Annotated in this window: 30 protein-coding genes; 10 read left to right on the forward strand and 20 right to left on the reverse strand. The window is 62.2% G+C overall.

What is annotated here, in order from left to right; translation table 11 throughout:
• Positions 1–147 precede the first annotated feature (147 nt).
• A complete protein-coding gene (locus CGZ66_RS25765; RefSeq protein WP_095089286.1) occupies positions 148–1,707 on the forward strand; it encodes an alkaline phosphatase family protein in 1,560 nt (519 codons plus the stop codon).
• 58 nt (positions 1,708–1,765) lie between these two features.
• On the opposite strand, the gene CGZ66_RS25770 is transcribed toward CGZ66_RS25765, so the two are convergent.
• Positions 1,766–3,103: a PRC-barrel domain-containing protein gene (locus CGZ66_RS25770; RefSeq protein WP_095089287.1), complete on the reverse strand. Its 1,338-nt coding sequence runs from the start codon at positions 3,101–3,103 to the stop codon at positions 1,766–1,768.
• Positions 3,104–3,358: 255 nt separating this feature from the next.
• On the opposite strand from CGZ66_RS25770, the gene CGZ66_RS25775 reads away from it, so the two are divergent.
• Complete coding sequence (locus CGZ66_RS25775; RefSeq protein WP_095089289.1) at positions 3,359–4,279, forward strand: diacylglycerol/lipid kinase family protein; 921 nt, start codon at positions 3,359–3,361, stop codon at positions 4,277–4,279.
• 29 nt (positions 4,280–4,308) lie between these two features.
• Here CGZ66_RS25775 and CGZ66_RS25780 read toward each other — a convergent pair whose 3' ends face one another.
• A complete protein-coding gene (locus CGZ66_RS25780) occupies positions 4,309–4,482 on the reverse strand; it encodes a hypothetical protein (RefSeq protein WP_095089291.1) in 174 nt (57 codons plus the stop codon).
• 155 nt (positions 4,483–4,637) lie between these two features.
• Here CGZ66_RS25780 and CGZ66_RS25785 point away from each other — a divergent pair, with 155 nt between their 5' ends.
• On the forward strand, positions 4,638–6,179 hold the full coding sequence (locus CGZ66_RS25785; RefSeq protein WP_095089293.1) for a sensor histidine kinase: 1,542 nt from the start codon (positions 4,638–4,640) through the stop codon (positions 6,177–6,179).
• Positions 6,180–6,254: 75 nt separating this feature from the next.
• On the opposite strand, the gene CGZ66_RS25790 is transcribed toward CGZ66_RS25785, so the two are convergent.
• The 3 genes from CGZ66_RS25790 to CGZ66_RS25800 form a co-directional block, all read right to left on the reverse strand.
• A complete protein-coding gene (locus CGZ66_RS25790) occupies positions 6,255–6,713 on the reverse strand; it encodes a hypothetical protein (protein WP_095089294.1) in 459 nt (152 codons plus the stop codon).
• Between the two features lie 11 nt (positions 6,714–6,724).
• The gene (locus tag CGZ66_RS25795) at positions 6,725–7,051 is read right to left on the reverse strand and encodes an ElaB/YgaM/YqjD family protein (protein ID WP_095089295.1); all 327 of its coding nucleotides are present in this window, start codon (positions 7,049–7,051) and stop codon (positions 6,725–6,727) included.
• A 129-nt stretch (positions 7,052–7,180) separates the two neighbouring features.
• Complete coding sequence (locus CGZ66_RS25800) at positions 7,181–7,942, reverse strand: Crp/Fnr family transcriptional regulator (RefSeq protein WP_095089297.1); 762 nt, start codon at positions 7,940–7,942, stop codon at positions 7,181–7,183.
• Between CGZ66_RS25800 and CGZ66_RS41570 the strand changes: the two genes are divergently transcribed.
• Entirely contained in the window at positions 7,912–8,466 is a 555-nt protein-coding gene (locus tag CGZ66_RS41570; protein ID WP_342586877.1) for a response regulator, read from the forward strand. The genes CGZ66_RS25800 and CGZ66_RS41570 overlap by 31 nt on opposite strands.
• 42 nt (positions 8,467–8,508) lie before the next feature.
• Here the strand turns inward: CGZ66_RS41570 and CGZ66_RS25810 are convergent, their stop codons facing one another.
• The gene (locus CGZ66_RS25810; protein WP_095089299.1) at positions 8,509–9,060 is read right to left on the reverse strand and encodes a sigma-70 family RNA polymerase sigma factor; all 552 of its coding nucleotides are present in this window, start codon (positions 9,058–9,060) and stop codon (positions 8,509–8,511) included.
• A gap of 3 nt (positions 9,061–9,063) precedes the next feature.
• Complete coding sequence (locus tag CGZ66_RS25815; RefSeq protein WP_095089301.1) at positions 9,064–9,267, reverse strand: NepR family anti-sigma factor; 204 nt, start codon at positions 9,265–9,267, stop codon at positions 9,064–9,066.
• Between the two features lie 224 nt (positions 9,268–9,491).
• Here CGZ66_RS25815 and CGZ66_RS25820 point away from each other — a divergent pair, with 224 nt between their 5' ends.
• From CGZ66_RS25820 to CGZ66_RS25840, 5 genes are all read left to right on the forward strand, one after another.
• Positions 9,492–10,286: a response regulator gene (locus tag CGZ66_RS25820; protein ID WP_095089302.1), complete on the forward strand. Its 795-nt coding sequence runs from the start codon at positions 9,492–9,494 to the stop codon at positions 10,284–10,286.
• A gap of 204 nt (positions 10,287–10,490) precedes the next feature.
• The gene (locus tag CGZ66_RS25825; protein ID WP_027031438.1) at positions 10,491–10,655 is read left to right on the forward strand and encodes a DUF1328 domain-containing protein; all 165 of its coding nucleotides are present in this window, start codon (positions 10,491–10,493) and stop codon (positions 10,653–10,655) included.
• A gap of 186 nt (positions 10,656–10,841) precedes the next feature.
• Positions 10,842–11,873, forward strand: coding sequence for a sensor histidine kinase (locus CGZ66_RS25830; RefSeq protein ID WP_167392249.1), 1,032 nt, complete (start codon positions 10,842–10,844; stop codon positions 11,871–11,873).
• Between the two features lie 265 nt (positions 11,874–12,138).
• Positions 12,139–12,465 (forward strand): hypothetical protein, encoded by a 327-nt coding sequence (locus CGZ66_RS25835; RefSeq protein WP_095089303.1) that lies wholly within the window; start codon positions 12,139–12,141, stop codon positions 12,463–12,465.
• 83 nt (positions 12,466–12,548) lie between these two features.
• On the forward strand, positions 12,549–12,794 hold the full coding sequence (locus CGZ66_RS25840; protein WP_095089305.1) for a YMGG-like glycine zipper-containing protein: 246 nt from the start codon (positions 12,549–12,551) through the stop codon (positions 12,792–12,794).
• A 161-nt stretch (positions 12,795–12,955) separates the two neighbouring features.
• Here CGZ66_RS25840 and CGZ66_RS25845 read toward each other — a convergent pair whose 3' ends face one another.
• The 7 genes from CGZ66_RS25845 to xylF form a co-directional block, all read right to left on the reverse strand.
• Positions 12,956–14,596: a CHASE domain-containing protein gene (locus tag CGZ66_RS25845; protein WP_095089306.1), complete on the reverse strand. Its 1,641-nt coding sequence runs from the start codon at positions 14,594–14,596 to the stop codon at positions 12,956–12,958.
• Between the two features lie 154 nt (positions 14,597–14,750).
• Positions 14,751–15,611 (reverse strand): sigma-70 family RNA polymerase sigma factor, encoded by an 861-nt coding sequence (locus CGZ66_RS25850; RefSeq protein WP_095089308.1) that lies wholly within the window; start codon positions 15,609–15,611, stop codon positions 14,751–14,753.
• Positions 15,612–15,681: 70 nt separating this feature from the next.
• Complete coding sequence (locus CGZ66_RS25855; protein ID WP_095089309.1) at positions 15,682–15,996, reverse strand: EthD family reductase; 315 nt, start codon at positions 15,994–15,996, stop codon at positions 15,682–15,684.
• A 34-nt stretch (positions 15,997–16,030) separates the two neighbouring features.
• A complete protein-coding gene (locus CGZ66_RS25860; protein ID WP_095089310.1) occupies positions 16,031–16,327 on the reverse strand; it encodes a putative quinol monooxygenase in 297 nt (98 codons plus the stop codon).
• A 97-nt stretch (positions 16,328–16,424) separates the two neighbouring features.
• A complete protein-coding gene (locus tag CGZ66_RS25865) occupies positions 16,425–17,225 on the reverse strand; it encodes an ATP-binding cassette domain-containing protein (protein ID WP_095089312.1) in 801 nt (266 codons plus the stop codon).
• A gap of 15 nt (positions 17,226–17,240) precedes the next feature.
• A complete protein-coding gene (locus tag CGZ66_RS25870) occupies positions 17,241–18,572 on the reverse strand; it encodes a sugar ABC transporter permease (protein ID WP_095089313.1) in 1,332 nt (443 codons plus the stop codon).
• A 149-nt stretch (positions 18,573–18,721) separates the two neighbouring features.
• On the reverse strand, positions 18,722–19,762 hold the full coding sequence (gene xylF, locus CGZ66_RS25875) for a D-xylose ABC transporter substrate-binding protein (RefSeq protein ID WP_095089315.1): 1,041 nt from the start codon (positions 19,760–19,762) through the stop codon (positions 18,722–18,724).
• A 354-nt stretch (positions 19,763–20,116) separates the two neighbouring features.
• Between xylF and CGZ66_RS25885 the strand changes: the two genes are divergently transcribed.
• On the forward strand, positions 20,117–21,364 hold the full coding sequence (locus CGZ66_RS25885) for an ROK family protein (protein ID WP_095089317.1): 1,248 nt from the start codon (positions 20,117–20,119) through the stop codon (positions 21,362–21,364).
• A gap of 146 nt (positions 21,365–21,510) precedes the next feature.
• Here the strand turns inward: CGZ66_RS25885 and phoB are convergent, their stop codons facing one another.
• The 6 genes from phoB to pstS all read right to left on the reverse strand — a co-directional run bounded on the left by phoB (position 21,511) and on the right by pstS (position 26,716).
• Positions 21,511–22,200, reverse strand: coding sequence for a phosphate regulon transcriptional regulator PhoB (phoB, locus tag CGZ66_RS25890; protein ID WP_010911896.1), 690 nt, complete (start codon positions 22,198–22,200; stop codon positions 21,511–21,513).
• 19 nt (positions 22,201–22,219) lie between these two features.
• Complete coding sequence (gene phoU, locus CGZ66_RS25895) at positions 22,220–22,927, reverse strand: phosphate signaling complex protein PhoU (RefSeq protein WP_095089319.1); 708 nt, start codon at positions 22,925–22,927, stop codon at positions 22,220–22,222.
• Positions 22,928–22,952: 25 nt separating this feature from the next.
• Positions 22,953–23,759 carry a phosphate ABC transporter ATP-binding protein PstB gene (gene pstB, locus CGZ66_RS25900; protein WP_095089320.1) on the reverse strand — a complete coding sequence of 269 codons (807 nt, stop codon included), beginning with the start codon at positions 23,757–23,759 and terminating at the stop codon, positions 22,953–22,955.
• Entirely contained in the window at positions 23,756–24,607 is an 852-nt protein-coding gene (pstA, locus tag CGZ66_RS25905) for a phosphate ABC transporter permease PstA (RefSeq protein ID WP_095089321.1), read from the reverse strand. Before pstA ends, pstB begins: the two co-directional genes overlap by 4 nt.
• Positions 24,608–24,610: 3 nt before the next feature.
• Positions 24,611–25,594, reverse strand: coding sequence for a phosphate ABC transporter permease subunit PstC (gene pstC / locus CGZ66_RS25910; protein WP_095089323.1), 984 nt, complete (start codon positions 25,592–25,594; stop codon positions 24,611–24,613).
• 66 nt (positions 25,595–25,660) lie between these two features.
• A complete protein-coding gene (gene pstS / locus CGZ66_RS25915; RefSeq protein ID WP_095089324.1) occupies positions 25,661–26,716 on the reverse strand; it encodes a phosphate ABC transporter substrate-binding protein PstS in 1,056 nt (351 codons plus the stop codon).
• Positions 26,717–26,954 lie beyond the last annotated feature (238 nt).

The following is a 26,954-nucleotide window of genomic DNA, read 5'->3' on the forward strand; positions in this document are numbered from 1 at the left end:
AGGCGGCAAACACAGAATGGACTGTACTTTAATAGTGAACAATCCAAATAACTTCGTTCACCAATTGACGAACATGTCAGGCTTGCGCCGTCGCCGGAATTCGGTTCCATGAGCGGCGTTCGACCGTACAGGATAAGGGTATCGCGAGTGACCGGAAAAGCCAGGCGCCCGAATGTTCTTCTGATCACATGCGACCAGTGGCGCGGCGATTGCCTGTCGTCTGCCGGCCATCCGGTTGTCAAGACGCCGAATGCCGACGCGCTGGCCGCCGAGGGTGTGCTGTTCAAGCGGCACTATGGTGGTGCGGCACCTTGCTCGCCGGCCCGCGCCTGCCTCTACACCGGCCTCTACCAGATGAACAACCGCGTCTGCCGCAACGGCACGCCGCTCGACGCCCGTCACGGCAACATCGCGCTGCATGCAAGGAGCCTCGGCTATGATCCGACGCTGTTCGGCTACACCGACGTATCGCTCGACCCGCGCCTGCTGGCGCCGGGCGACCCACGGCTGCAAAGCTATGAAGGCGTGCTGCCTGGATTCACGGTGCGCCAGTTGCTGCCCGAGCATCAGAAGCAGTGGCTGTCCTGGCTCAAGCAGCGGGGCATCGATACCGGCGCCGGATCGCCGGATATCCATCGCCCGGTGAACGAAGGCGGCAAGGCCGTCAGCAACGCACCGCCCGTTTATTCGAAGGACGAAACCCCAGCCTCCTTTCTGACCGGCGAATTCACGCGCTGGCTCAGCGAGCAGGAGGCCGATACACCATGGTTTGCCCATCTTTCCTTCATCAGCCCGCACCCTCCCTTCGTCGCGCCGGCGCCATACAACACGCTGTATGATCCGGCTGACGGTCCCGCCTTCCACCGTGCGGCAAGCTGGCAGGCAGAGGCAGAGAGCCACCCCTATCTCGCCTATGATCTCGGCCGGCAGAAGCAGGCCAAGTTCCGTCCCGAGGCCAGTGGCAAGGTGCATGATTGGAGCGGCGACGATTTTCGTCGCATCCGCGCGATCTACTACGGCATGATCTCGGAGGTCGACGCGCAGCTCGGCCGTATCTGGCAAGCGGTCAAGGCCGCAGGCGCGTGGGACGACACCATCATCGTGCTGACATCAGACCACGCCGAGATGATGGGCGACCATTTCATGCTGGGCAAGGGCGGCTATTTCGACGGCAGCTACCACATTCCGCTGATCATCCGCGACGCGTGTCACGGCAAGGCCGCCGGCGGCAGTGTCGATCGGTTCACCGAAGCGGTGGACATTTTGCCGACGCTTCTCGACCTGCTCGGCGAAGCCCCACAACCGCATCTCGACGGATGCTCGCTAAAGCCTTTCCTGAGCGGCGGGAGCCCTGCAGCGTGGCGCGATGCCGCGCATTGGGAGTTCGATTTCCGCTCGATTGCCGAGGGCGAAGCCGAACGGCATTTCGGCATCGCCTCACGCCAATGCAATCTCGCCGTCATCCGCACGGAAAAATTCAAATATGTGCATTTCGGCGGTAACTTGCCGCCGCTGCTGTTCGACCTGGAAAGCGATCCGGGCGAATTGAACAATCTCGCCGCCGATCCGGCCCACCTGGCCGTGCGGCTGGAGTTCGCCGAAAGGCTGCTTGCCTGGCGGGCTGAACATCTCGACCAGTCGTTGGCATTGGCCGAACTGACCGAGCATGGCGTTGTCGGCCATGTTAGCAGGGGATCACGGCAATAGAGCGGTAGGCCTGGATGCGCCGCACCCTACTGCCCTACTGCCCTACTGCCCTACTATCCTACTGCACGATCATGCGCTGCTGGTCACGCTTCTCCGTATAGCTGCCTTTGTCGTAAGCAGTTTGAGCCTCGAGCTGTTCCTTGGTGAAGGTCGTGTACAGGTACTTCCTGCCATCCTTGTCGGCCATGAATTTGAGATTATCCATGCCGACCGCGACTTCCTTCTCGCCAATGCCGAGGAAGCCGCCGACGTCGACGATCACAGCGTCAGTCTTGTTGTCGGGCGCCAGCACGACGTCACCGATTTCGCCAACCTTGGCATCATTGGCGCCGTAGACGGTCGTGCCCTTCAGGTCGTCGGCGCGAATCTCGCCGACAGGCATCTCGGTTAAGGTCGACTTGTCGATGGCCGCCGTCTGGGTCTGGTCGGGTGCCGAGGCATCGGGTGTCGAAGCAGCAGGAGCCTCAGCCGTCTTGTCAGCCGGTGCGACGGCAGGAGCCGTGGCATCGGACGGTGCAGCAGCCGGTGCGGTTGCAGCCGGCTCATTGGAAGCCGTCGTTGCCGGTGCCGGATCATAGGCCTTGCGGTTGAAATCCGGCTGCGCCTGAAGTTCCTCCTTGGTGGTCTGAGCCACCAGCCAGCGGTCGCCGTTTTTATCCGCCCACTGGGCCTTGCCGAAGTCATAGGTGACATTCTTGGCGCCAAGGCCGAGGAACCCGCCGACGCCGATGACAAGCGACTCGGCCTTGCCTTCCTTCGTCAGCACGATGTCGTTGACGCTGCCGATGTTCTGCGCGTCATCGCCGATGCCGTTGTAGACGGTTTCGCCAATGATGTTGGTGGCGAGATTGCCGTCGGCGCGCTTCACCGGTTCGGCCGGCGCAGCATTCATGTCGACGGGTGTCTGCGCGGTGTCAGCCGGCGCGGATGCAGCCGGAGCCTTTGCGTCCGTCGATGCGGCCGGTGCCGGAGCCGGTGCATAGGGCTTGCTGTCGAACTCCGGCTGCGCCGTCAGTTCGTCCTTGGTCGTCTGGGCAACCAGCCAGCGGTCGCCGTTCCTTTCGGCCCATTGCAGCTTGTCGTAATCGAAGGCGACATTCTTCGCTCCGACACCCAGAAAACCGCCCACGCCGATGACGACGGACTTGGCCTGGCCATCCTTGTCGAAGACGACATCGCTGACCTGGCCGATGTTCTCGGCATCGTCGCCGGTGCCGTTGTAGACGGTTTCACCGATGATGTTGGTGACGATGCTGCCTTCGGTGCGCACCGGAGCGGCGGCTGGCTCCTGAACAGCGGGGGGCTGGGCGGGCGCCGGGGATGTCGCATTCTGCGCATAGGCCCCGGTCGCGACCAGCGCTGCGAGTGCGGTCGTGGCTAAGAGGTTGCGGGTCATGATGATCTCTCCTCGTGGGTGATTTCGTACGCGCCGCGCCCGGGTGAACCGTCGCTGAGGAGGTTCGGACGCGGCATCTTCTTCACAACGTCGTGACCATGCTGTTGTTCCGACAAAACACTTCGCGTTGTGGCGAAGCCAAGAAGCGGGGAAGCGCCTGCGATTTTTCAAAACGGAACCTTTCCCGCTTCGTCGCGTTTCAGCCCGTGGCTGGGTCTATCCCGGCCCTATCGTGATGGAATGGCGGAGCGGGGCATGAAATTTGCTGCGGTGCTGAACCGGGACGGCGGCACCTTGCGCACAACGGACCTTGCCGCCTTTTCCGACAGGATGCGCCAGACCCTGGAGACGGCAGGCCACTCCCTCAGCATTGACGTTGTTGCCGGCAAGGACGTGGTGGAGACGCTCGATGGCGCTGCATCGCGACGCTCTGTCGATGTCGTGCTGGCCGGCGGCGGTGATGGAACCATTTCCGCCGCGGCCGCTCGGCTGATGGGCACCAGGAAGGCGCTTGCCATATTGCCGGCCGGCACGATGAATCTGTTCGCACGCGGACTGGGTATTCCGCAGTCCCTCGATGCCGCGCTGAAATCCTTCGCCGATGGCGAGATCATCGCAGTCGACGTGGCCACGGCAAACGGCCGGCCCTTCGTTCATCAGTTCTCGATCGGCATGCATGCCAAGATGGTGCAGCTGCGCCAGAAAATGGAATTCGGTTCACGTTTGGGAAAGATCGGCGCCTCGGCCAAGGCGGCCTGGGCGACGATCAACAATCCACCGGCGATGAACGTGACGCTCAGCATCGGCAACGCCGAGATGGCGGCCCGCATCACCGGCATCGGCATCACCAACAATCTGTTCGGCGAAGGCCACCTGCCCTACGCCGACAACCCGGCGGGCGGCGTGCTTGGCGTCTATGTCACGGTGGCGCAGCAACGTGCGGAACTGGTCAAATTCTTCTTCAACATTGCGCGCGGAAAATGGCGCGACAACGAACACGTGGAAATCCATCAAGCCGACCGAACGGTCCTGAAAATCCATTCGGGCAGCAGAAAGTTCCGTGCCGTCATCGACGGTGAACTGGTCAGGCTTGACCGTGAGACGACGATCGAAATCCGGCCTGGCGCACTCAATGTCCTGGTGCCGGCCCGCATCGCAGAGGCGAAGGCTGCCTGATGCGATCTCGAACGATGAAGGCCGAGAATCTAGCCGCTTGGCGCGCTTCCTTGCTCCGTCGCCGGCGTCTTGGCCATTTGACCATAGATTTCGGCGATGCCCCAGGCCGCGAAGGCCAAAAGCAGCGCTGCAATCAGGATACGCAAGCCGTGCCAGCCCCACCGCCCCTGACGCGCTTTGTTTTCGGGGATGATCTTGGTCATGATCGGTCCTTGTCTCGTTATTCGCCAACTGGCGCGGTCGGCAAAACACGGTCGGGTAACGGTTCCTCGCTAGGATGGTTCCGGGGACGCCGGCTGGTCATGAGCCGGCAGGTGCGGGAAGCAGCGAAGGCCGTGACGGGCCATTGGGGACTTGGGTGAACAGCAAGTCGGAAACAGTGCCGAATCTGCCGGCCGAAGTTGCGCGCGCGGTCAAGGACGAGGACCGGCTGGCCGTGCTGCACGGTCTGGAGGCGTTGGATACGGCGGCCGATCCGGATTTCGACCGCATAAGCAGCCTTGCCGCGGCGGCTATGCAGGTTCCGATCGCGTTGGTGACGCTTGTCGACCACAAGCGCCAATGGTTCAAATCCTGTGTCGGTCTGGACGAGACCGAAACCGCGACCGACATCTCCTTCTGCGCCCATGCGATTGCCGCCGGCGACGAGCCGATGGTGGTGGCGGATGCCACGACGGACCCACGTTTCAAGACCAACCCGCTGGTCACCGGCAAGCATCATCTCCGCTTCTACGCCGGCGCGCCGATGATCGTGGCTGGCGCCCGCATCGGCACGCTGTGCGTGCTCGACCGCAAGCCGCATGCCTTTCCGTCCAGCGCCATGCTCGAGCAGTTGAAGGCGCTCGCCGGCCTCGCCGGCAGCCTGTTCACCTTGAAGGATGCGACCCGCAGCGGCGCTATCGCCGAGGCAGCACTGGTGCGTGAGGAAAAGCGGCGCGCCATTGCGCTCGACGCAGCTTCGCTCGCCAGCTGGGCATGGGACATCCGCACCGACATCATCGAATGCGATACTTTGCTGTCGGAGCTGTTCAACCTGCCGCGCTCGAACCGGCTGCGGGCGCGCGACATCCTCACCGCCATCGATCCTCGCGACGTCTACCAGACCGAAACCCGCTTTCGCGATGCCTTGACCGGCAGCGACGACTATTTCGGCGAATACCGGGTGAAGGGCTTTCATCCGCCGCGCTGGCTCGCCACGCGCGGCCGCGTCATCGAGCGCGACGGTGACGGCAAGCCGACCCTGATCTTCGGCGTCAACTACGACATCTCCGAGCGCAAGCTTGGTGAAGAGCGGCAACGGCTGCTGCTGCGCGAGCTCAACCACCGCGTCAAGAACACGCTGGCGACCGTCCAAGCACTGGCGACGCAGACCGTGCGCCATGCCCGCCAGCCGAGCGAGTTCCTCGAAGCCTTTGGTGCCCGGCTTCAGGCCCTGGGCATCGCCCACAATTTGTTGTCCGACCGCGAGTGGCGCGGCATCGGCATCCGTGAACTCGTCCAGATCGAGGTCAGGCCTTTCGACACCGCCGACCAGCCGCGCATGACGATCTCCGGCGACGATTTGTTGCTGTCGCCAGACCAGGCTGTCGGGCTCGGCCTGATCCTGCATGAGCTGGCCAGCAATGCGCTGCAATATGGCTCGCTGTCGGTGGCGTCAGGCAAGGTTGATCTCGGCTGGAGGACGAAAGGCAGAAAGGGGACTCGGCGCCTTGTGCTGACCTGGCGCGAAAGCGGCGGCCCGCAAGTCGCCCCGCCGGAGCGACACGGCTTCGGCTCGATCCTCATCCGACGCAGCCTTGCCAAGGTCATTTCAAGCGAAGTGACCCATGAGTTCCGGCCGGAAGGCGTGTTTGCCGAAATATCGATGCCGCTGGAAGATCTGCCGAGTGACAAGCCATGATGCCGAACCAAAAGGCCGCGACGCAAAGTTGAAGCCGGTTTTCGGAAGAGATCATGGTCAAAGAGAGAACCGACCTTACTTCCGCTCGTCTTCTTCCGGATCGTCTGGTTTCACGTTTTCGCGGTAGATGGCGTAGGCAGCCAGCGCCACGGCAGGACCCAGAATGACGCCGAGACCGCCCTTGCCCTTGAGCAGCGCCGGCAGCACGGCAAGCGCCGCCGTGATTCCGATCGCTTTCATGTCGGCATTGCGCTGTTGTACGCGGCGCCGGGCACGTGAGCCTGCGGATATCTGGAAAATCAGCAGGATCAGCCCGGCAAGCAGCAGGAAACCGGCGCCAAAGCCCAGCGCGGCGGCAAGCGATCCGTAGCGACTTGCCGTCCAGATATAGGCTGCCCCGACCAGAAAGCCGAGGCCGCAGAGCGCCACGGATATGGCGAGCCCATAGACGATTGCCGCCGTGCGCGCCCGGCGTATGGCGGCGGCGGTTTCGCCCGATGCCAGACCTGCAATCAGGGATGCGAGCATTCCCATCTGGAATGCGACTAGCGACGCGCGAGGAGCGCGAAGAGGAAGCCGACGCCGGCGGCGATCGCCAGTGACGTCACCGGCTTTTCGCGCACGCTCGCCATCAACTGCGCTTCGATATCCTTGGCATTGCCGCGCAGGCTGTCAAAGGCTGCTTCGCCCTGCGCACGCAATTGCTCGACCCCTTCCGTGGCCGCACGGCGCGCGGTGCCGTAGCCATGCTCGCCGGTCTTGGCCAACTGCTTGGTGAGCTTGTCGATATCGGCCTTCAATTGCCTGATATCGGCTTCGAGATCTGAATTCGACGGGCCTTCGGTTGCGGTCTTTCCTGCGGCAGTTGCCATTGCTTAACTCCTTGTGATTGCTTGATTTCAAACGCGCCGCATGTCTCAAGGTTCCGGCATCAGGGACAAAGTAGCCGAAAACGCGTGCGTGTGCACCCGATCCGCTGGCGCTGACAAAAAGGCACTTCGTCAGATCAGTGGCCGTCGCGCCTCGCCCAGCCCTTCCCAGCCGGCGAGTTGCTTGAGCCCTTCATTATCGGTGACCTCGCAACCGCCGTCGCGCCAGACAATCAGCTTGCGGTCCATCAGCTTGCGGATCGTCTTGTTGGTGTGGACCAGCGACAGGCCGAGCGTGTCGGCGATGTGCTGTTGGGTGATCGGTATCTGAACCGATTGCTTGCCGTTCAGCCCAACGACCTTTGCCCGGCTGCCGATGAAGGCGATAAGATAGGCGGCACGCTCGATGGCGCTGCGCCGCCCGAGGCTGAGCAGATTCTCGTCCAGCATGCGCTCTTCGCGCGATGCGATCCAGGTGATGTCGTAGGCCAGCCCGGGATGATTGCGGTAGAGTTCGTGGAGAGACTCGCGTTCGAAAACGCACAGCAGCATCGGCGACAGGGCCTCGACGGAATGCTGCATTTCGCCCATCACGCTGCCCTGCAGGCCGATCAGATCGCCGGGCATGAGGTAGTTGAGGATCTGGCGGCGGCCGTCCTGCAACAGCTTGTAGCGGAACGCCCAGCCGGAGAGCACGGTGTAGAGATGGGCGCTGTGGCTTCCCTCCACTAGGACCGTGGCGCCCTTGTCGACGGCGAGTTCGCCCTTCTTGAATTTGCTGATGAAGGCCAGTTCCTGTTTTTCGAAGTCGCGGAAGACCGGTAACGGCCGCAACGGACAGTTCTCGCAAGGATACTGACGACTTGAGAAAGCACGACCGCTCTGGCCTGACATTTCGACCCCTCTTCGAAAGCCCGCACAAGGCTGCGTCCCAACGCGTCGCGCGGATTGAGGTTCCGCGCGGGCACATGTCTTTTTTAAATGACAGCTTGCCAAATAGCGATCATGACTCCATCCGTTACAAGGAGCCCTTGCCTGTGTCCCCTTTGCTTGATGGATTGCGGATTCTGGTCCTGGAGGATGAGTTTCTCATCGCCATGGATGTCGAGCAGCTTTGCCGCGATCATGGTGCGGGTGAGGTGGTGATCGCCCGCGATCTGGCCGAGATCGACGATCGACAAATCGCCACGCACTTCGACGCCGCCATTGTCGACCTTATGCTGGGTGGCGCCTCGACACTCGATTTCGCCTCAGGGCTGCGCGCGGCGGGCGTGCCGTTCGTGTTTGCCTCGGGCTATTCGGATCCCGATGAAATCAAGACATCGTTTCCGGGCGTCAGGCTGGTCGGCAAGCCCTATTCGGGTGAGGACCTCATGCAAGCGGTGGCGGCGGCCTGCGGGCGGGGTTCTCCCGGCTGAGACACGATCCAACTTCTGCGGATCGCACCTTGCGATCGCAGCTCAGTTGGCCGGCGAGCCCGTGACCTGAGTCGAAATCGCATCCGGACCATACTCGTCTTCGCCGGATATCTTCAGGATCTCCTGCAAGCGCGTGCGGGCCCGGCTGACCCGGCTCTTGATCGTCCCGACAGCGCAACCGCAGATTTCGGCCGCCTCCTCGTAGGAGAAGCCCGACGCACCGATGAGGATGATGGCTTCGCGCTGATCTTCCGGCAATTGCTCGAGGGCGCCGCGAAAATCCTTCAGGTCGAGCTGGCCATGCTGGGCCGGATGAACGGCAAGCCTGGCCGTCATGATACCGTCGCTGTCTTGCACTTCGCGTCCGCGCTTGCGCATCTGCGAATAGAATTCATTGCGCAGGATGGTAAACAGCCACGCCTTGAGATTGGTGCCGGGCTGGAAGCTCTCATGCTTGTCCCAGGCCTTGACCAGTGTTTCCTGGACGAGATCGTCCGCCTTGTCGGCATTTTGCGTCAGCGACACGGCAAAGGCGCGCAAGCTCGGGATTGCCCCAAGCAGATCGGTCTTGAAGCCTTGGGAGACCGCTGCCATGCTTCAGTCCTTCTTCTGTGCGGGTTCGGCCTGTTCCAGTTGACTGAGCAACTGTGCAAAGCGATCCGGCACATCGTCAGAGACCAGCTCATCGTAATATTGTTTGAGTTTGCGTCCGATTTCGGAATTCGGCCCGAGTGCGTCACTGGACCCGTTCCGGCGCCTGCCCGCGACGCCAGCCAGAATATCTTTCGTCATATCCTTCATTTTGCCCTTGTATTCCCAGCGCCTAAGCCGCTCATAACACTACTCAACACAACGCAAGCGGCCCCCTCGTCTGGTTGCCCGTCCGAACTTCAAACGCCGTCCCGGCGCGTTAGTTCCATCAAGGTCGGAACTTTTTCTCAAGACCCGCGTTGTTTGACCGGGGCTTGCAATCAGCTTGACCTGCACTCTATGCAACCACGTCATTCTGAGGGAGACGTATTACCATGAGCTTATCAGCCACCATCGCACCACATCTGCCGTTCCTGCGCCGCTTCTCGCGGGCCGTTTCCGGATCGCAGGAAAGTGGCGACGCGCTGGTCGCCGCGATGCTGGAAGCCATCATCGCCGATATCGATATCTTTCCCGAGGCCTCGAGCGACCGCATCGCGCTTTACAAGGTGTTCGCCAAGCTGTTCACGTCGGTCGCTATCCGCGTCCCGCAGGAGCAGGCGCAGTCGCCATGGGAACAGCGCGCCGCCGCCAATCTGAACGCGATTGCGCCGCGTCCCCGCCAGGCCTTCCTGCTGGTCGCCGTCGAAGGTTTCAGTGAAGACGAGGCGTCCGAGATCCTCGATGCTGGCGACCAGGAGTTTTCAGAACTGCTTGCCCAGGCAAGCAACGAAATATCCCGCCAGGTGGCAACGGACGTGCTGATCATCGAGGATGAACCGCTGATCGCTATGGACATAGAAGAAATGGTCGAGAGCCTCGGTCACCGCGTCGTCGGAACGGCGCGCACGCATGCCGAGGCGGTGACGATGTTCGGCAAGACGCGGCCCAAGATGGTGCTTGCCGACATCCAGCTTGCCGATGGCAGCTCGGGCATCGAGGCCGTGAACGAGATCCTGTCGTCGACGTCGGTGCCGGTCATCTTCATCACCGCCTTCCCCGAGCGTCTTTTGACCGGCGAACGCCCCGAGCCGGCATTCCTGGTCACCAAGCCGTTCAACCCTGACATGGTCAAGGCTCTGATCAGCCAGGCGCTGTTCTTCGATCGCCAGGCGAAAGCCGCCGCCTAGGGGCAGCGGCAGGCACGACGCGATATCAAAAGGCCGTCTGATGCGATGCATCGGGCGGCCTTTGACATGCCGGGACCCCGTCATCAGCGAATTCCCGGCGCCACCCTTGTCTGGAACGATTGGCAAGCATCGTCTTTTTCGGCAAATGGTGGAACAAACCGCATCTACCCACGTTTTCATCACACCATTCGAAGGAGATGGATCATGCTTTACTGGGCGCTCGTATTTCTCGTCGTGGCAATAATAGCCGGCGCGCTTGGTTTCGGCGGCATCGCCGGCACGTCTGCCGGCATAGCGCAGATATTGTTTTTCATCTTTCTCGCTTTCCTGGTCATTTCGCTTCTTGCCGGCCTGTTCAAACGGGCGTGAGGACCGAACGATCATCCGAGCGAACACTGGAAGCCGCACCCCTCAAACGGTTTCCAGCCACCGCCGGGCGGCATCCTTCAACGGATACCGCTCGGCGGACCGCTTTTGGTGGCGGGTTTTCGGGAAGCCCTCTGGAACCCATTCCGCGGTGAGCCGTTCAGCCTGAGTTGGGTGGACAGATTGGCGATGCGTTCCAGGGCCGGAGATAGGAAAGACGACGTGCCAAGCGATGAAGTCATCGCCCTGCATCCCGCCGAAAGTGGCATGCAACTTGGCCGGGCTCTTCTCCACGCGCTGCACAATGCCGGCATTTCCGTTCTCTATCAGGATCGCGAGCTGAAAACGGTATGGGCGCGCAATATGCGTGCGCCGTGGGTTTCCGACACCGCGGACGGCAACGGCATCCTGCCCGCGGCGCAGATCGACCGCATCGGCGCGGCAAAGCGCGACGTCATCGCATCCGGCAATCCGCAACGCCTTGAAATCAGCGTCCCCGCCGAGGACGGCTTTCGCTGGTTTCAGGTCTGGGTCGACGCCGACCATGGCGATGGTGGAACGGTGCAAGGTGTCGTCACCACCATGGTCGAAACGACCGATCAGAAGCGCCGTGAGCAGACCCTGACGACGCTGTTGCGCGAAGTCAGCCATCGCTCGAAGAACCTCCTGGCGATCATTCAAAGCATAGCCACCCAGACCGGTCGCTATTCCGATGGCATCGCTGATTTCCTGACGCGCTTTCGAGGTCGGCTGCAATCGCTGGCCTCGTCCCAGGATCTGGTGACCTCCTCGAACTGGCGCGGCGCCGCACTTCGCGAGCTGGTGTCGGGCCAGGTCGGTCGCAACGGGGTGAATCCGTCGCACGGCCTGCGCTTCCGCGGCGCAAATCCCTATCTCAATCCCAACGCCGCGCTGCACATCGGCCTTGCCATGCATGAACTCGCCGTCAACTCGGTCAGCTATGGCGCGCTCTCACGTCCAGATGGCTTCGTTGACGTTACGGCCGATCTCAATGCTGCTGCCGGCGGCCTGGCGCTGTCGCTGACATGGTCCGAAGCGATACCGGCGAGCGACGTCGAGCACAGTGAGAAGCGCTTCGGCAGTGTCGCGCTCGAGCGGGTCGTGCCCGCCTCCCTGAACGGAACGGCGACGCTGGAGCTGATGCCCGGTCGCCTTGAATACCGCCTTGTCGTTCCGCACGGCAATTTCGAGACCGAGTGAGCGGCCGCGCCTCTCGTCTGATCATCCATCCTTAACCGGCTATTCACCATAAAAGCGGATTCTGTTTTTCCCAGGGTTCCGCTGGAACCTGCTGGACCGTCGAACATTGCCGCGTTGAAGTTGATCTCCGGACGTCCGCCGACTGCGTCTGCTGTCGCGGTCGGCGCCGGAATTGCCCGTTGCGCCGCGTTATTTCGCTGGTCGCCCTGCGGCCGAGGAACTTTGGCGGCTATGGATCGTTACTGTGGCGAGAGGACATGTCGCCATGGAACACATTGCTGCATTGTTGTTGGTCATCGGTTGCTCGAACACGATGGCCGACTGCCATGAATTGCAGGTACCGGTAAGCGTTTTCGAAACCGCCGACCAATGCGTCGCCGAACGGCCCTTCGCGCTGGGCGACGTGCAGGGCCAGGCTCAGCACATCGTCGCCAAGTGCCTTGCCGTCGATCCGGCGCTGGAAGACGACTACGACCAGATCGTCTGGAACGTTCGCCCGGACGGCACGCTCGACGCTTCCCTGGCAATCTCCAACGTCGTCATGGCATCGAGCGGCGCGCGCCCAGAAAAAGACTATCTTCGCCAACAATAGATTGCAGCAGCAAAGGCGGCCATTTCATGCTAAATGGCTGCTGGAGCTTACCAAAGTGTGGACACAAAGCGAGGAGTGACTCTATGCGGAAGATGATTATTGCCATGATTGCGGTGGCTGCCCTCAGCGGCTGCACCAGCACCGAGAAGGACGTGGTCGGCGGCGGCTTGATTGGCGCCGGCGTCGGCGGCTTGGTCGGTGGCGGCAAGGGCGCGCTGATCGGCGCGGCTGTGGGCGCCGGTTCCGGCCTGCTGGTGCGCAACCTGCGCAACGGCTATTGCCAGTATCGCGATCATCGCGGCCAGATCTACACGGCTCGCTGCAACTAGTTCGGCGATAATCGAAACGTCGATCCGGAGACCGGTCCGCCGGCCTCCGGATTTTCGGCGTCTGGACGCACCATTTCCGTTCGCTTGATGAAACGGTTTTCCGTCCGGAATTTTGCGTCAAAACAAGAAGATAGAGCGGCTCTGCGTTTCAGTGAAACGAGCTAGCCCGTCAGCGGAATCCTGATCTCCACATTCAACCCATCATCGCGATAATCGCGGTTGATCGTGCCGCGCAATTCGCGCGTGACGTTGAGGTCGATCAGCTTGGTGCCGAATCCGGTCTTGGCCGGCGTCTCGAGTTTCTTTTGACCGGTTTCGCGCCAGTTGAGAATCAGCACCCTGTCGCGCCCGCGTCCTTCGAGCGACCAGTCGACCTTGAGCGCCCAATCTCCCTTGAGCGAATTGGCTGAATTGCCGGTTTCGCCATATTTCAATGCATTCGTCGCCAGTTCGTGGAACGTCAGGCCGAGCGCCTGCGTCGTGGTTTCGTCGAGCAGCACCTCCGGCCCCGACAGAAGCTCTTCGGGCAGCTCCTTGCCGAACACTTGACCGAGCTCGATGCGCAGGAGATCGCCAAGGTCTGCCTTCTGCCAGCGCGAGCGCGTCAGCATGTCCTGAGACGCCGCCATCGCCTGCAGCCTGGCCGAGAAGGACGAGGAAAATTCGTTGACGTCAGTGGCCCGCGAAGCGGTCTGGCGCGCGATCGCCAGCACCCTGGTGATCGAATTCTTGATGCGGTGCTTCATCTCCTGCAGCATCAGGTCTTTTTCAAGCAGGCTCTTTTCCGTCGTCTCATGCAGGCGCGACGCCGCCTCATAGGCCCGCTCCTGATAGCGCGCCACCAGAGCGATGGCGCCCGCCAGCAGCAAGCCGAACAGCCCCAGCATCACCGGAATGGCGCGCGACGACGGCTGCGAGAAGGCGCTTGTCGGCCGAAACAGGACCGTCCACGGTTGGCCGGCCACCATGATCTTGCGGGTGACCAGCAGCCTGTCCCCGAAGGATGACACTGGCGGCGTCTCCGACCGGAACAAAAGATTGTCGCCACTCACAACGCCGTCATAGATTTCCGTGTTGACCGGCAGCAGCGGCGACCGGCTGAGCGCTATCTGGAACAGGTCCCGTGCCCGAAAAGCCGCGTAGAGGAAGCCGGCCGTGGAGGACCTGGACGCATTGATGACATCGGGAGCCGTTTCGACATTGAGCCGCACGAAGACCAGGAAGCCGGGGAACGTCTGCGCGGCGCCCGTGCTCTGGCCGAGCTGCACCAGCGCACTGGCGTGCTGCTCATCGTCGGACATTGCCTTTTCGATGGCCACGCGCCGCGCCGGTTCGCTGAACATGTCGTAGCCGATGGCGGCCTGGTTGGATGGATCCAGCGGCTCGAACATCACGATGGGCGCGCGCCAGGGCTGCGTGGTGTCCGGATAGATCGGATGGCTGACACCAAGGTCGTGCAGCATGTCGCGTTCGACCGCCGCCTCGTCCCCCGTCTTCACCAGCCTGAGAAAGCCGATACCGCGCAAGCCGGCGAAATTGTTGTCGACATCGAGCGCGTTGAAGAAGGCCTTGAACTCGTTCTGCGAGATATCGCCGTTGCGGGCATCGAACAGGGCCTGCGTCGACCGCAGCAGCGACAGATGCAGGTCGATGCGGCTCTCGATCCGGTTGAGCGCGTCGTCGGCCGTCGCTTCGAATTTAATGCGGGCGGCTTCCTGCGTGGCGAAATAGGCAAACCCCGCCATCGTCATACTGATCAGTGCAACGGCGACGAACGCGACGATTGGAAAAAGCTTCTTCAACGGATGATGCGGTCCATGGGCAATGTCGGACCTTTATGGGCAAGTCGATGTGCCAACACAATGGCAAGGCCAAGCCATCATGACAGCTGGCACATCACATGACCGGCAACCAGCGGCCGGGCACGGCTCGTCCGGCCAAGTGGTACTGTAGACGCTAGTCCAGCCGCACCCAATCTGTGGCTTCTTCGAGCACATAGGGAGCGAACAAGAAATCGCGGATCTCGATGATCCGGCTTTCCGACCAGTCGATCAGGACAAAATGCGCAGGCCTTTCCATCCGGCCGGTGCCGTCGAAGACCAGCATAGCCGGCTTTCCTTCGACAGCGCCGAGGGCGAACCGCCATTTCGTCTCTTGCGCATAGCGCGTGAAATAGACGCCGATTTTGTCGCGCCCCTCCAGTTGGATCCGGTTCACCAGATCGAGCTTCACGTCGTCGGCAAGCATGACGCGGATTGCGTCGAAATCGCCGCTCCGGAACAGATGGACATAAGCCGCGATCTTGCGCCGGTCCGAATCGGACATCAGCGGCACCCTTGTGTCTTCGGGCGCCTGTGCGAAAAGCCGCAGCGCAGCGCGCCCGCGCTGAAGCGCCGATTTTGCGGCTGTCGGAGAGCACCCTGCGATGCTTGCGATCTCGTCGACCGAATGACCCAGAACATCCTTGAGGATCACCGCGCAGCGCTGAAGTTCGGGCAGCCGCAGAAACGTCTGAAAGCTGATCGCGACGATGTCCGCCTCGGGTATGGGCGCCGCTTCGACGTCTTCGGTAAGCGGGACGACCGTGTTCCGGAATTTTGCGCGCAGAAAATCGAGGCTCGCATTGTGGGCGATGCGGAACAGCCAGCCCTCGAGGTTATCCACTCCGGCGCCCTGGGCTCGCGCGTGAAGGGCCTTGACGAGGGTGTCCTGCAATACGTCCTCGCCATTGACCGCCGATCCCGTCATGCGCGCGCAGTAGCGGTGAAGGCGTGGCCGCAGCGCTTTCAGACGATCCTCGAATTCATTCGCGTTCATGTATCGAGACCTACCGCGCCTGCGCGCTCGTTCGTCGTCATTTTACCCGAGACGAACAAAGGAGGAGGGTTCAAACTTCCCTGTTGTCGAAAAGGAACATTTGAACACCCGAGTCATCAGGCGCAAAAAGGCGGCGATCCGCCCCGGCCGCTTGTCCCTCCGCGCTTGCAAACGCCTTTTCGATCGCCGCAAGGTCGTCGAAATACAACGTTCCGATCCGGTGAACGTTGGAGGGTCCTACCGCCGTTGCGATAGGGCCGTCATTGACCTCGTATTTCCTGAGGCCCGGAAGCTTCTTGGCGAGAGGCACGTGGATTTCGAAGTAATGCCGGTCAAACGCCTCAACGTTCTCCGGTGTCGGGTAAATCACAACCATCCGAGCCATTGCGGTTCTCCTTTGTTGCTTGTGTGAGGCATTCTTACTTGTGTGTTTCGCTCAACACCGCCGAGTCCAGGCTCGCCAGCTCCAGGATCTTCGGGAAATAGGCTTTCATGCACGGATCGCTGCGCATCGCCTCGACGGCTGCCGGGGTCTCCCACTCGGAGTAGATGACGACGCCGGCGCCGTCCTTTGCAGCGATCAGCCGGGTCGTCTTCCAGCCTCGGAGCGTGCGGATCACCGTGTCGGTGTTCTGCTTCAAGAGCGCGATCAGCGCATCCTGCTTCCCTGGTTCGACCTTAAGCAGATTGATCAAGATGACGGGCTCGTCGGACATGGTATGTCTCCTTCTGTTTGGACACACCAAGGACGATCCGACGGGCAGAAACGGATCGAGACGTAGCAAGATTTTTTTCGGAAGATCCGCTGGAGTTCTAGGCGGCGATCTTCAGGGCGCCTGGCCCGGGAATGGCGCCAGGCGGGCATTTGCCCAGAATGATCATGCCGAGCACCTCGTCCTGGGTCACATCGGTGGTGCGCGCGGTGCCGACGACCTGGCCGTTCTTCATGACACAGACCCGATCGGCTAGCTCGAACACGTCGTGGATGTCGTGGCTGATCAGGAAGATGCCGATGCCGTCGGACTTGAGCTGCTTGACCAGTTCGCCGACCTGCGCCGTTTCCTGCGGACCAAGTGCCGCCGTCGGCTCGTCCATGATCAGGATGCGCGCATTGAACAGGATCGCGCGCGCGATCGCCACCGACTGCCGCTGACCGCCAGACAGCTTGATCACCGGCTCCTTGAAGCGCTGGAAGCGGGGATTGAGCCGGCCCATCACCCTGCGCGCCTCGGCCTCCATCGCAACGTCGTCGAGCGTACCCCAGGCGGTCATCAGCTCACGCCCGAGAAACAAATTGGCTGCGGCATCGACATTGTCGGCCAACGCCAGCGTCTGGTAGATCGTTTCGATGCCGTATTTCTTGGCGTCGCGCGGGTTGGAGATCGATGCCTCCTCGCCGTTGACGAAGATATGGCCCGCGTCGCGCTTGTAGGCGCCGGACAGGATCTTGATCAGCGTCGACTTGCCGGCGCCGTTGTGGCCCAGCAGCGCCACGACCTCGCCGGGGAAAAGGTCGATCGAGGCGTCATCGACGGCGCGGATGCCGCCAAAGGCGATCGAGATGTTACGCATATCGATCAGCGCAGTGCTGGTGGGAGCGGTCTTGTCTGCCATAATCCTTGTCCTCCCCTAGACGCGCTTGCGATAGACGGTATCGAGCCAGACCGCGACGACCAGCACGGCGCCGACGACAATGCTCTGCAGCGGCGAGTCGATGCCGAGCAGCACCATGCCGGACTGCAGCGACTGCATCAGCAACGCGCCGAGCATGGCGCCGAGCACCGTTCCGGAGCCGCCGGCAAGCGAGGTGCCGCCGATGACGGCGGCGGCGATCACCAGCAGCTCGTCCAACGTGCCCAGCGCATTGGTCGACGCGTTGAGGCGGGCCGACGAGATCGCCGCGCTAATCGCGGCCAGTACACCCATGATCATGAACACCTTCATGGTCACCCAGCGGGTGTTGATGCCGGCGAGATTGGCGGCCTCTGGATTGCCGCCGATGGCAAAGACATAGCGGCCGAAACGGGTGCGCTTGGTGATGAAGGTCATGACGATACCGACCGCGACAGCCATCAGCACCGGTATGGCGATGCCGTGGGCGATGAACAGCCCGCCTTCGGGAATGGTGATGCCGTTCTGCTGTGCATACTGGCGCACGATGCCGATTGGCCACGGGTAGGAATTGGCGATCCAGACGGCCCCAAGGATGGCAGCGCAACTGACCACACCGAGAAAGGTTTCCGCCCACACGGGGCGCAGTGGAAAGTTGAACCGTTTGCGCTGCGACCGGCCGTTGAGCAACGCGAAAGCAACAGCCACGCAAGCAACGATGCCGATGATCCAGCTGGCGGTGGCGCCGATCGAGCCTCGCGGTCCGCCGCCCATCAACTGGAAGGTAGCGTCGAGTGGCGCGACCGTGCGGCCGTTGGTGATCAGCCATGCCATGCCGCGCCAGACCAACAGACCGCCCAGCGTCACGATGAAGGCAGGAACCTCGAGATAGGCGATGATGAAGCCCTGGAAGGCCCCGATCACAAGACCGAGCACCACGCCGACGACCAGTGCGATGATCCAGAGCCAGGGATTTCCAAGCTGGAAGCCGATGACGCGAATGAGGAATTCGGCTTGCGCCACACCCATGATCATACCGATCACGCCTTCGACGGAACCAACCGAAAGGTCGATGTTGCGCATGACGATGACCAGCACCATGCCGGTCGCCATGATCGCGACCGAGGAAGTCTGCACCGACAGGTTCCAGAGATTGCGCGGCGTCAGGAAAAGTCCGCCCGACAGGATATGAATGCCGACCCAGATGACCAGCAACGCACCGACCATGCCAAGCATGCGCGTATCGAGTTCGGTCGCCTTGAGGAAGCGTCCGACGGCGCTCAATTCGGACGCACGCGCCCGGTCTGCGGGCGTATTGGCGGCAGGCGTGTTAGAGGCCGTGTCGGTCATGAAGTCCTCCCACCGGTTTGCCGTCTGGCGCGGATGCCGGAAACACGATGCTATTTGCTTTCCGCGATCATTTGAAGCGGAATGCCCCTTGAGAAACGCCGCGGCCCAGGGGCCGCGGCGCTGAGATCGAACCGGGATCCCGTTCGGTTTTAGTTGCAGGCCGCGACGGTGCCGGCGGCGACGCCTGCACAGACTTCGTCCTTCTTGATCCAGCCGGCGTCGATGACGACGTTGAGATTGTCCTTGGTGATCGCGATCGGGGTCAGGAACAGCGAGTTGGTCTCGTTGCCGCCCGGCGTGGTGAACTTCACAGCGTTCGGGATCTTGTCCAGGGCAGTGCCAGCGGCCAGCTGCGAGGCGATCTCGGCGGCGTTCTTGCCGAGTTCGCGTGCGTCCTTCCATACCGACACGGTCTGTGTGCCGAGTGCGACGCGGTTCAGTGCGGCATGGTCGCCGTCCTGGCCGGACACCGGAACCGATCCTGCCAGCCCTTGCGCCGTCAGCGCGGCGACGACGCCGCCGGCGGTGCCGTCATTGGCTGCCACCACGGCATCGACCTTGTTGTCGTTGGCGGTGAGGAACTGTTCCATGTTCTTCTGGGCATTGGCGGGCAGCCAGCCATCCGTATAGGCTTCGCCGACATTCTTGATCTTGCCGCTGTCGATGGCTGCCTTGAGCACTTCCATGGAGCCGGCGAACAGGAAATCGGCATTCGGATCGGCGCCCGAGCCCTTGATGAACACGTAGTTGCCTTCCGGCTTGACCTTGAACACTTCGCGGGCCTGCATGCGGCCGACTTCCTTGTTGTCGAAGGTCAGGTAGAACACGTTCTTGTTCTCGATCAGCCGGTCATAGCCGACGACCGGAATGCCTTCGTCCAGTGCCTTCTGGACCGCCGGGCCGATGGCCGAGGCATCCTGCGCGAGAACGATCAGCGCGTTGGCGCCTTGCGAAATCAGGCTCTCGACGTCGGTGAGCTGCTTGCCCGGATTGGACTGCGCATCAGCGGAAATGTATTTGTCACCAGCCGCCTCGATGGCCTTCTTCATCGCCGCTTCGTCGGTCTTCCAGCGCTCTTCCTGGAAGTTGGACCACGAAACGCCGATGACCTTGTCCTTCGCCTGCGCGACCGACACCAGCGTCAGCGACATGGCGACACCCGCCAGGATGGCGGCTGTGAATTTTTTCATATTATCCTCCCTGCGCCGCGTATGGCGCGACCAAACTGACCCGTAGGCCGGCACAGAGGCTCTATTTTTTCGAGCCTCGAAAAAATAGTGATCCAACGCCCGAACGCTGTCAACATCGATTCTGATGGATTTTGACGTCTCTCCGAGTTTTTTTCGAGCTCCGTAATAAATAATGACAGGATGGTGGGGTTCTGCCAGAATTTGGCTTGGCGCTTGTCGCCCCAAAAGTGCGCAGCGGTTTTGGGCAACGACATGCGCAGAAACAAGTGCCTGAAGCGCGTCGCGCTTTTAGGCTTCGCTGATGGCCTTCGGGAGGCACGAAAGGCTGCAGCGACCGGGAGGATGTGAAAAAGCATGTCGGTCGGAATCCGCCACGACGATCTGCGCCGCCGCAACCGGGCGATGGTGATTGCGGCCGTGCGCCGCGCCGGACAGCCGTCCCGCACCGAGATCGCCGCGACCACGGGCCTCAGCCATTCGACCATATCGGCGATCTCCTCCGACCTCATCGGCGAAGGCATCCTGACTGAGAGCAAGCCGAGCGAGGTCGGCTCGCTCAAACGCGGCCGGCCGCAGGTCGGCCTCGGCCTCAATCCGGAAGCGGCGGCGGTGATGACCGTGGTGCTGTCACTGAACTTCCTCTCGGTCGCCGTCATCGACTATGCCGGCCAGGTGATCGCCGAGGAACAGCGCCGGCTGGACACGCTGACCATGTCGCGCGACGCGCTGGTCGGTGAATGCGTTGCCATCGTACGGCGTCGTCTCGAAGACCCCGACCTCGACGTCCGCAGTGTCGCCCGCATCGCGCTGGCGATCCAGGGCATCACTGACACACGTGCCCGCGCCATGCTGTGGTCGCCGATCACGCCGCACACCGATATCGCCTTCGCCGACATACTCGAGGACGAGTTCGGCATCCCTGCCACTATGGAGAACGACTGCAATATGATGGCGATAGCGTTGCGCTGGCGCGACCCTGATCGCTACCGCGACGACTTCATCGCCATCCTGTTGTCGCACGGCATCGGCATGGGTCTGGTGCTGAAGGGCGAGCTGTTCACCGGCACTCATTCCTCGGGCGGCGAGTTCGGCCATATGATCCATCGGCCACACGGCGCGCTGTGCCGCTGCGGGCGGCGCGGCTGCGTCGAGGCCTATGCCGGCAACTACGCCATCTGGCGCAACGCAAGGCAGATGAGCGAGGACGCGGAACCGGTCGCCGATGTCAGTGATGCCGACATGCGCGCCCTGGCGACCGCGGCCCGCGAGAGGGATGGACCCGAGCGCGAGGCCTATCGCAAGGCCGGCGAGGCACTCGGCTACGGTCTCGGCAGCCTGTTCGCGCTGATCGACCCGGCGCCCGTCGCCATGGTCGGCGTCAGCGCCGCCGCCTTCGACCTGATCGAGCCGGCATTGCGCGAGGCGATTGCGCAGACCGCCGGCGGCCAGCATTCGCAATCGATTTCTTTCGACACCGAACCGAACGAACTTCCACTGATCCGCGAAGGCTGCGCCACGCGGGCATTGACCTTTGTCGACCAGGAGATTTTCGCGCCCGGCACGCAGGCGAGGTCCGGCCTCGGCGGCAAGAACGTCGCGTGAATAGCGCGCCTGGATGTGTTGAGATTCAGGTTAGGCCGAGTCGAGAATGGCGGGTTCCAAGAACCGGAGCGGAGCGGACATTTGGATCCGGAAGCGCAGGAAACTGCCGTTCGCAGGCCGGCATCACCCTGAATATCAGCATATCCCTAATCTTCCCGGATGGCGTAACCCGCCCCGCGGATGGTGCGGATGACATCGGGCATGCGGCCATTGTTGACCGCCTTGCGCAGCCGGCCGACATGCACGTCGACCGTGCGTTCGTCGATGTAGATCGTCTCGCCCCAGACATTGTCGAGCAGCTGGCTGCGCGAGAACACGCGGCCGGGATGGCGCATCATGAATTCGAGCAGGCGGAATTCGGTCGGTCCGAGCCGGATCTCGCTCTTCTTGCGATAGACCCTGTGCGATTCACGATCGAGCACGATGTCGCCGACCTTGAGCACGCTGGACAGCACTTCCGGCTTGGCGCGGCGCAGCAGCGCCTTGACCCTGGCCATGAACTCCGGCGTCGAGAACGGCTTGACCAGATAATCGTCGGCGCCTGTCGAGAGGCCGCGCACACGATCGCTTTCCTCGCCACGCGCGGTCAGCATGATGATCGGCAGCCGCTCGGTCTCGGGCCGCATTCTTAGCCGGCGACAGAGTTCGATTCCGGAAACCGCCGGCACCATCCAGTCGAGCACCAGCAGGTCAGGCACGTTTTCCTGGAGGCGGATTTCGGCTTCGTCGCCGCGCGTCACCACCTCGACCTGGTATCCCTCGGACTCGAGATTGTAGCGCAGGAGCACGCCAAGCGGCTCCTCGTCCTCCACCACCATGATGCGTGGCGCGATCATCGACTGGTCACCCCTGCCGTCATGCCGCCGGCGCGGACATCGCCGTCTCGTCCTGCTTCGGACGATTGGCGGGCAGCTGCGTGCCGGTCAAAACATAGTACGCATTTTCCGCGATGTTGGTGACGTGATCGCCGATGCGCTCAAGGTTCTTGGCGCAGAACAAAAGGTGCGTGCAGGCGGTGATGTTGCGCGGGTCTTCCATCATGTAGGTCAGGAGTTCGCGGAACACGGAGGTGTACTTGACGTCGATGCGCTCGTCGTCGGCGCGCAGCTTCGCCAGCGCCGCCGCGTCGCGCGCCGTATATTCCTCGATGACGCCCTGCACCTGGATCAGCACCAGCTGCGCCATTGCGTCGATGGAGTGCGACAGGTCGCGCGGGGTGACGCTGAGGCCGACGGTGCCGACGCGCTTGGCGATGTTCTTGGCAAGGTCGCCAATACGCTCGAGGTCGCCGGCCATGCGGATCGAACCGACGACATGACGCAGATCGTCGGCCATCGGCTGACGCTTGGCGATCAGTGTGATGGCGCGGTCGTCGAGCTCGCGCTGGCGCGCGTCCATGATCGCATCGTCGGAGACGACGCGCTGCGCCAGGGCGTTGTCGGAATTCAGCAGCGCCTTGGTGGCGCCGCCGACCATCGAGCCGGCGAGGTCGCCCATGTCGCGGATCAGCCTGCTGATCTGTCCGAGATCCTCGTCGAAAGAAGCGACTGTGTGTTCGCCCATGATCTTAGTCCTCGTATGCCTGAGCTCAGCCGAAGCGGCCGGTGATGTAGTCCTGCGTGCGCTTCTCGCGGGGCGACGTGAAGATCTTCTCGGTGCGGTCGAACTCGACCAGTTCGCCCAGATACATGAAGGCCGTCTGCTTCGACACGCGCGCCGCCTGCTGCATGTTGTGGGTGACGATGACGATCGTGTAGTCGGCTTGCAACTCGTCGATCAACTCTTCGATCTTGGCGGTCGACAGCGGGTCAAGCGCCGAAGCCGGCTCGTCGAGCAGGATGACTTCCGGCTTCACCGCCACGGTGCGGGCGATGCACAGTCGCTGCTGCTGGCCGCCGGAGAGGCTGAGGCCGCTGGCGTTGAGCTTGTCCTTGACTTCGGTCCACAGTGCGGCGCGCTTCAGCGCCTGCTCGACACGGCCATCCATCTCGGACTTGCTGATCTTCTCGTAGAGCCTGACGCCGAAGGCGATGTTTTCATAGATCGACATCGGGAACGGCGTCGGCTTCTGGAACACCATGCCGATCTTGGTCCGCAGCAGGTTGAGGTCCTGCGAGCGGTCGAGAACGTTCTGCCCGTCGAGCAACACCTGGCCCTCGGCCGTCTGTTTGGGATAGAGCTCGTAGATGCGGTTGAAGACGCGCAGCAGCGTCGACTTCCCACAGCCCGAAGGTCCGATGAAGGCGGTGACGCTGCGCTCGGGCAGCGACAGCGTGATGTCCTTCAGCGCCTTGCTCTGGCCGTAGTAGAAGTTGAGGTTCTTGACCTCGATCTTGGCCTTGCCGGCAATTGCCTCGGCGGCGATCGTCATGTCTGGAGACAACATCTGGCTCATTTGTCCTCTCTGCGTCCGGTCAGGCTGCGAGCAAAGATGCTGAGCGCGAGAACCGTCAATGTGATGATGAGTGCACCGGTCCAGGCCAGTTGCTGCCATTCTTCGTAAGGGCTGAGAGCGAACTGGAAGATGGTCACAGGCAAGCTGGCCATCGGCGCGTTGAGATTGCTCGACCAGAACTGGTTGTTGAGCGCCGTAAAGAGCAGTGGCGCCGTCTCGCCGGAGATACGGGCGATCGACAGCAATATGCCGGTGACGATGCCGGAAAGGGCGGCGCGGTAAGCGACCGACTTGATGACCACCCAGCGCGGCGCGCCGATCGCGGTGCCGGCTTCACGCAACGCGTTCGGCACCAGGTTGAGCATGTCCTCGGTGGTGCGAACGACGACCGGGATGACCAGGATGGCAAGCGCGACAGCGCCGGCGATCGCCGAGAAATGCCCCATCGGCCGGACCATCAGTTCGTAGACGAACAGGCCGATGATGATCGACGGCGCCGACAAAAGGATGTCGTTGATGAAGCGCACCACGGTGGTGAGCTTCGAAAAGCGTCCGTATTCGGCCATGTAGGTGCCGGCCAGCACGCCGATCGGTGTACCGACGACGACTCCGATGATGGTCATCATGATGCTGCCGTAGATGGCGTTGAGGAGGCCACCGGCATCGCCGGGCGGCGGCGTCATTTCGGTGAACACCGCGAGATTGACGCCTGACAGGCCCTTGTACAGCAGCGCGCCGAGGATGAGCGCCAGCCAGGCAAGTCCGATGCCGGCGGCGGCGACGCACAGCGTCATCATCACGGAATTCTTCCTCTTGCGGCTCTGATGAAGCGATGTGGCTGTCGACATCGGTCAGGCTCCCGTGCGGGCGTCAATGCGCATCAGCATGTAGCGTGCGATGGCGAGGATCAGGAAGGTGATGACGAACAGGATCAGGCCGAGCGCCACCAGCGAAGAGGTGTAGAGATCGCCGACGGCTTCGGTGAATTCGTTGGCGATGGTCGCGGAGATCGTCGTTGCCGGCGCGAACAGCGAGGTGCTGATGCGATGCGCGTTGCCGATGACGAAGGTCACTGCCATGGTTTCGCCGAGCGCGCGGCCGAGGCCGAGCATAACGCCGCCCATGATGCCGATCCTTGTGTAGGGAATGACCACGCGGCGGGTCACTTCCCAGGTCGTGCAGCCGATGCCGTAGGCGGACTCTTTCAGCACCGGCGGCACCGTGTCGAAGACGTCCTTGGTGATCGAGGTGATGAAAGGCAGCACCATGATGGCAAGGATCAGCGACGACGTCAAAAGGCCGATGCCGTAGGGCGGACCGGCAAACAGGCTGTTGAGGCCGGGAATGCCATGGAACACGTTGATGATGAAGGGCTGCACGGTCGTCTGCAGGAAGGGCGCCAGCACGAACAGGCCCCAGATGCCGTAGATGATCGAGGGGATGCCGGCGAGCAGCTCAACCGCCATGCCGATCGGACGCCGCAGCGGGCGCGGGCAAAGCTCGGTGAGAAAGATGGCGATGCCGATGCCGAGCGGCACAGCAATCAGGATGGCGATGGCCGACGTGATGATGGTGCCGTAGATCGGCGCCAGCGCGCCGAATTTCTCCGTCACCGGGTTCCAGCTTTCACTGGTCAGGAAGGAGAAGCCGAAGGTCGAAAGGGCTTGCCAGGAGCCGGCAAACAGCGAGATCGCAACACCGCCCAGCAAGACCAGCACCAGTATGGCGGCGGCACGGGTCATCCCGTGGAAGATCGCGTCGGTCAGCGCGAAACGTCTGACAGTCGCGTCGCGCGAACCTCGAATGGCTGGCAAGGCTTCCTGGACAGCACTCATGTGAAGCTCGGCTCTTTGAGTTGAGGGAAAAGGAGCGCCGCGGCGCGGCGCTCCTTCAAAGGGATGTTATTCGCCGACGTAGACGGGCTTGCCGTCAGCCTGGATGTCGGCCTTCCAAGAAGCCTTGATCAGGTCGACGACGCTGTCGGGGATCGAGACGTAGTCGAGACCCTTGGCGGTTTCCTTGCCGTCCTTGTAGGCCCAGGCAAAGAACTTCAGCGCTTCGCCGGTCGCGGCGGCGTCATCGGGGGTCTTGTGGATCAGCACCCAAGTCGAAGCAGCGATCGGCCAGGTGGTATCGCCGGGTTCGTTGGTGATGATGACGTTGAAGTTCTTCGCGCCCTTGAAGTCGGCATTCGAAGCAGCCGAGCCGAAGGATTCGAGCGACGGCTCGACGACCTTGCCCGCGGCATTCAACATCTTGGAGTACGACAGGTTGTTCTGCTTGGCGTAGGCATACTCGACGTAGCCGATGCCGCCGTCGGTCTGCTTGACGGTGTTGGCAACGCCTTCGCTGCCCTTGGCGCCGACGCCGGTCGGCCATTCGACGGCGGTGTCCGAACCAACCTTGTCCTTCCAGTCGGGGGACAGCTTGACCAGATAGTTGGTGAAGTTGAAGGTCGTGCCCGAGCCGTCCGAACGGTGGACGACGGCGATCGCCGTCGACGGCAGGGTCAGGGTCGGGTTCAGCGCCTTGATCGCGGCGTCGTCCCAGGTGGTGATGGCGCCAAGGTAGATCTGCGCGATCGTCTTGCCGTCAAGGATGAGTTCGCCCGGCTTGACGCCCGTCAGGTTGACGATCGGCACGATGCCGCCCATCACCATCGGGAACTGCACGAGGCCGTTCTTTTCCAGATCGGCGTCAGACATCGGCTTGTCGGTGGCGCCAAAGGTCACGGTCTTGGCGATGACCTGCTTGATGCCGCCGCCCGAACCGATCGACTGGTAGTTGAGGCCGACGCCGGTGTCTTTCTTGTAGGTGTCGGCCCACTTGGCGAACACCGGATAGATGAAGGTCGAGCCGGCGCCGGAAAGGTCCGCGGCCATGGCTGCAGAAAGGGTGACGGTAGACGCTGTGGCCATTGCAATCGCAACGACCGCTGAGCGGATGAAATGTCTCATGTGGCCTGCTCCTGTTCGGAAGATGGTCTCTCGGCGCCATTCCTCTCGGCGCCCGCTGAGGCCAATAGCCTTCGATTATAACAGTCGCATGACAGTTTCGTGTCACCCCGGTAACGCGTCATCGGGGCAGGGAAAATGCCGGCCGGCCGGCGCTTGCGGGGGAGCCCGGCTTTGTGCCCGGAATCAGGCACTTGCGCCGTTTCAGACCGAGAGCGACCTGCGGTTTCGCGATCGACGC

The organism is Mesorhizobium sophorae (assembly GCF_002270415.1).
GTDB lineage: Bacteria > Pseudomonadota > Alphaproteobacteria > Rhizobiales > Rhizobiaceae > Mesorhizobium > Mesorhizobium sophorae.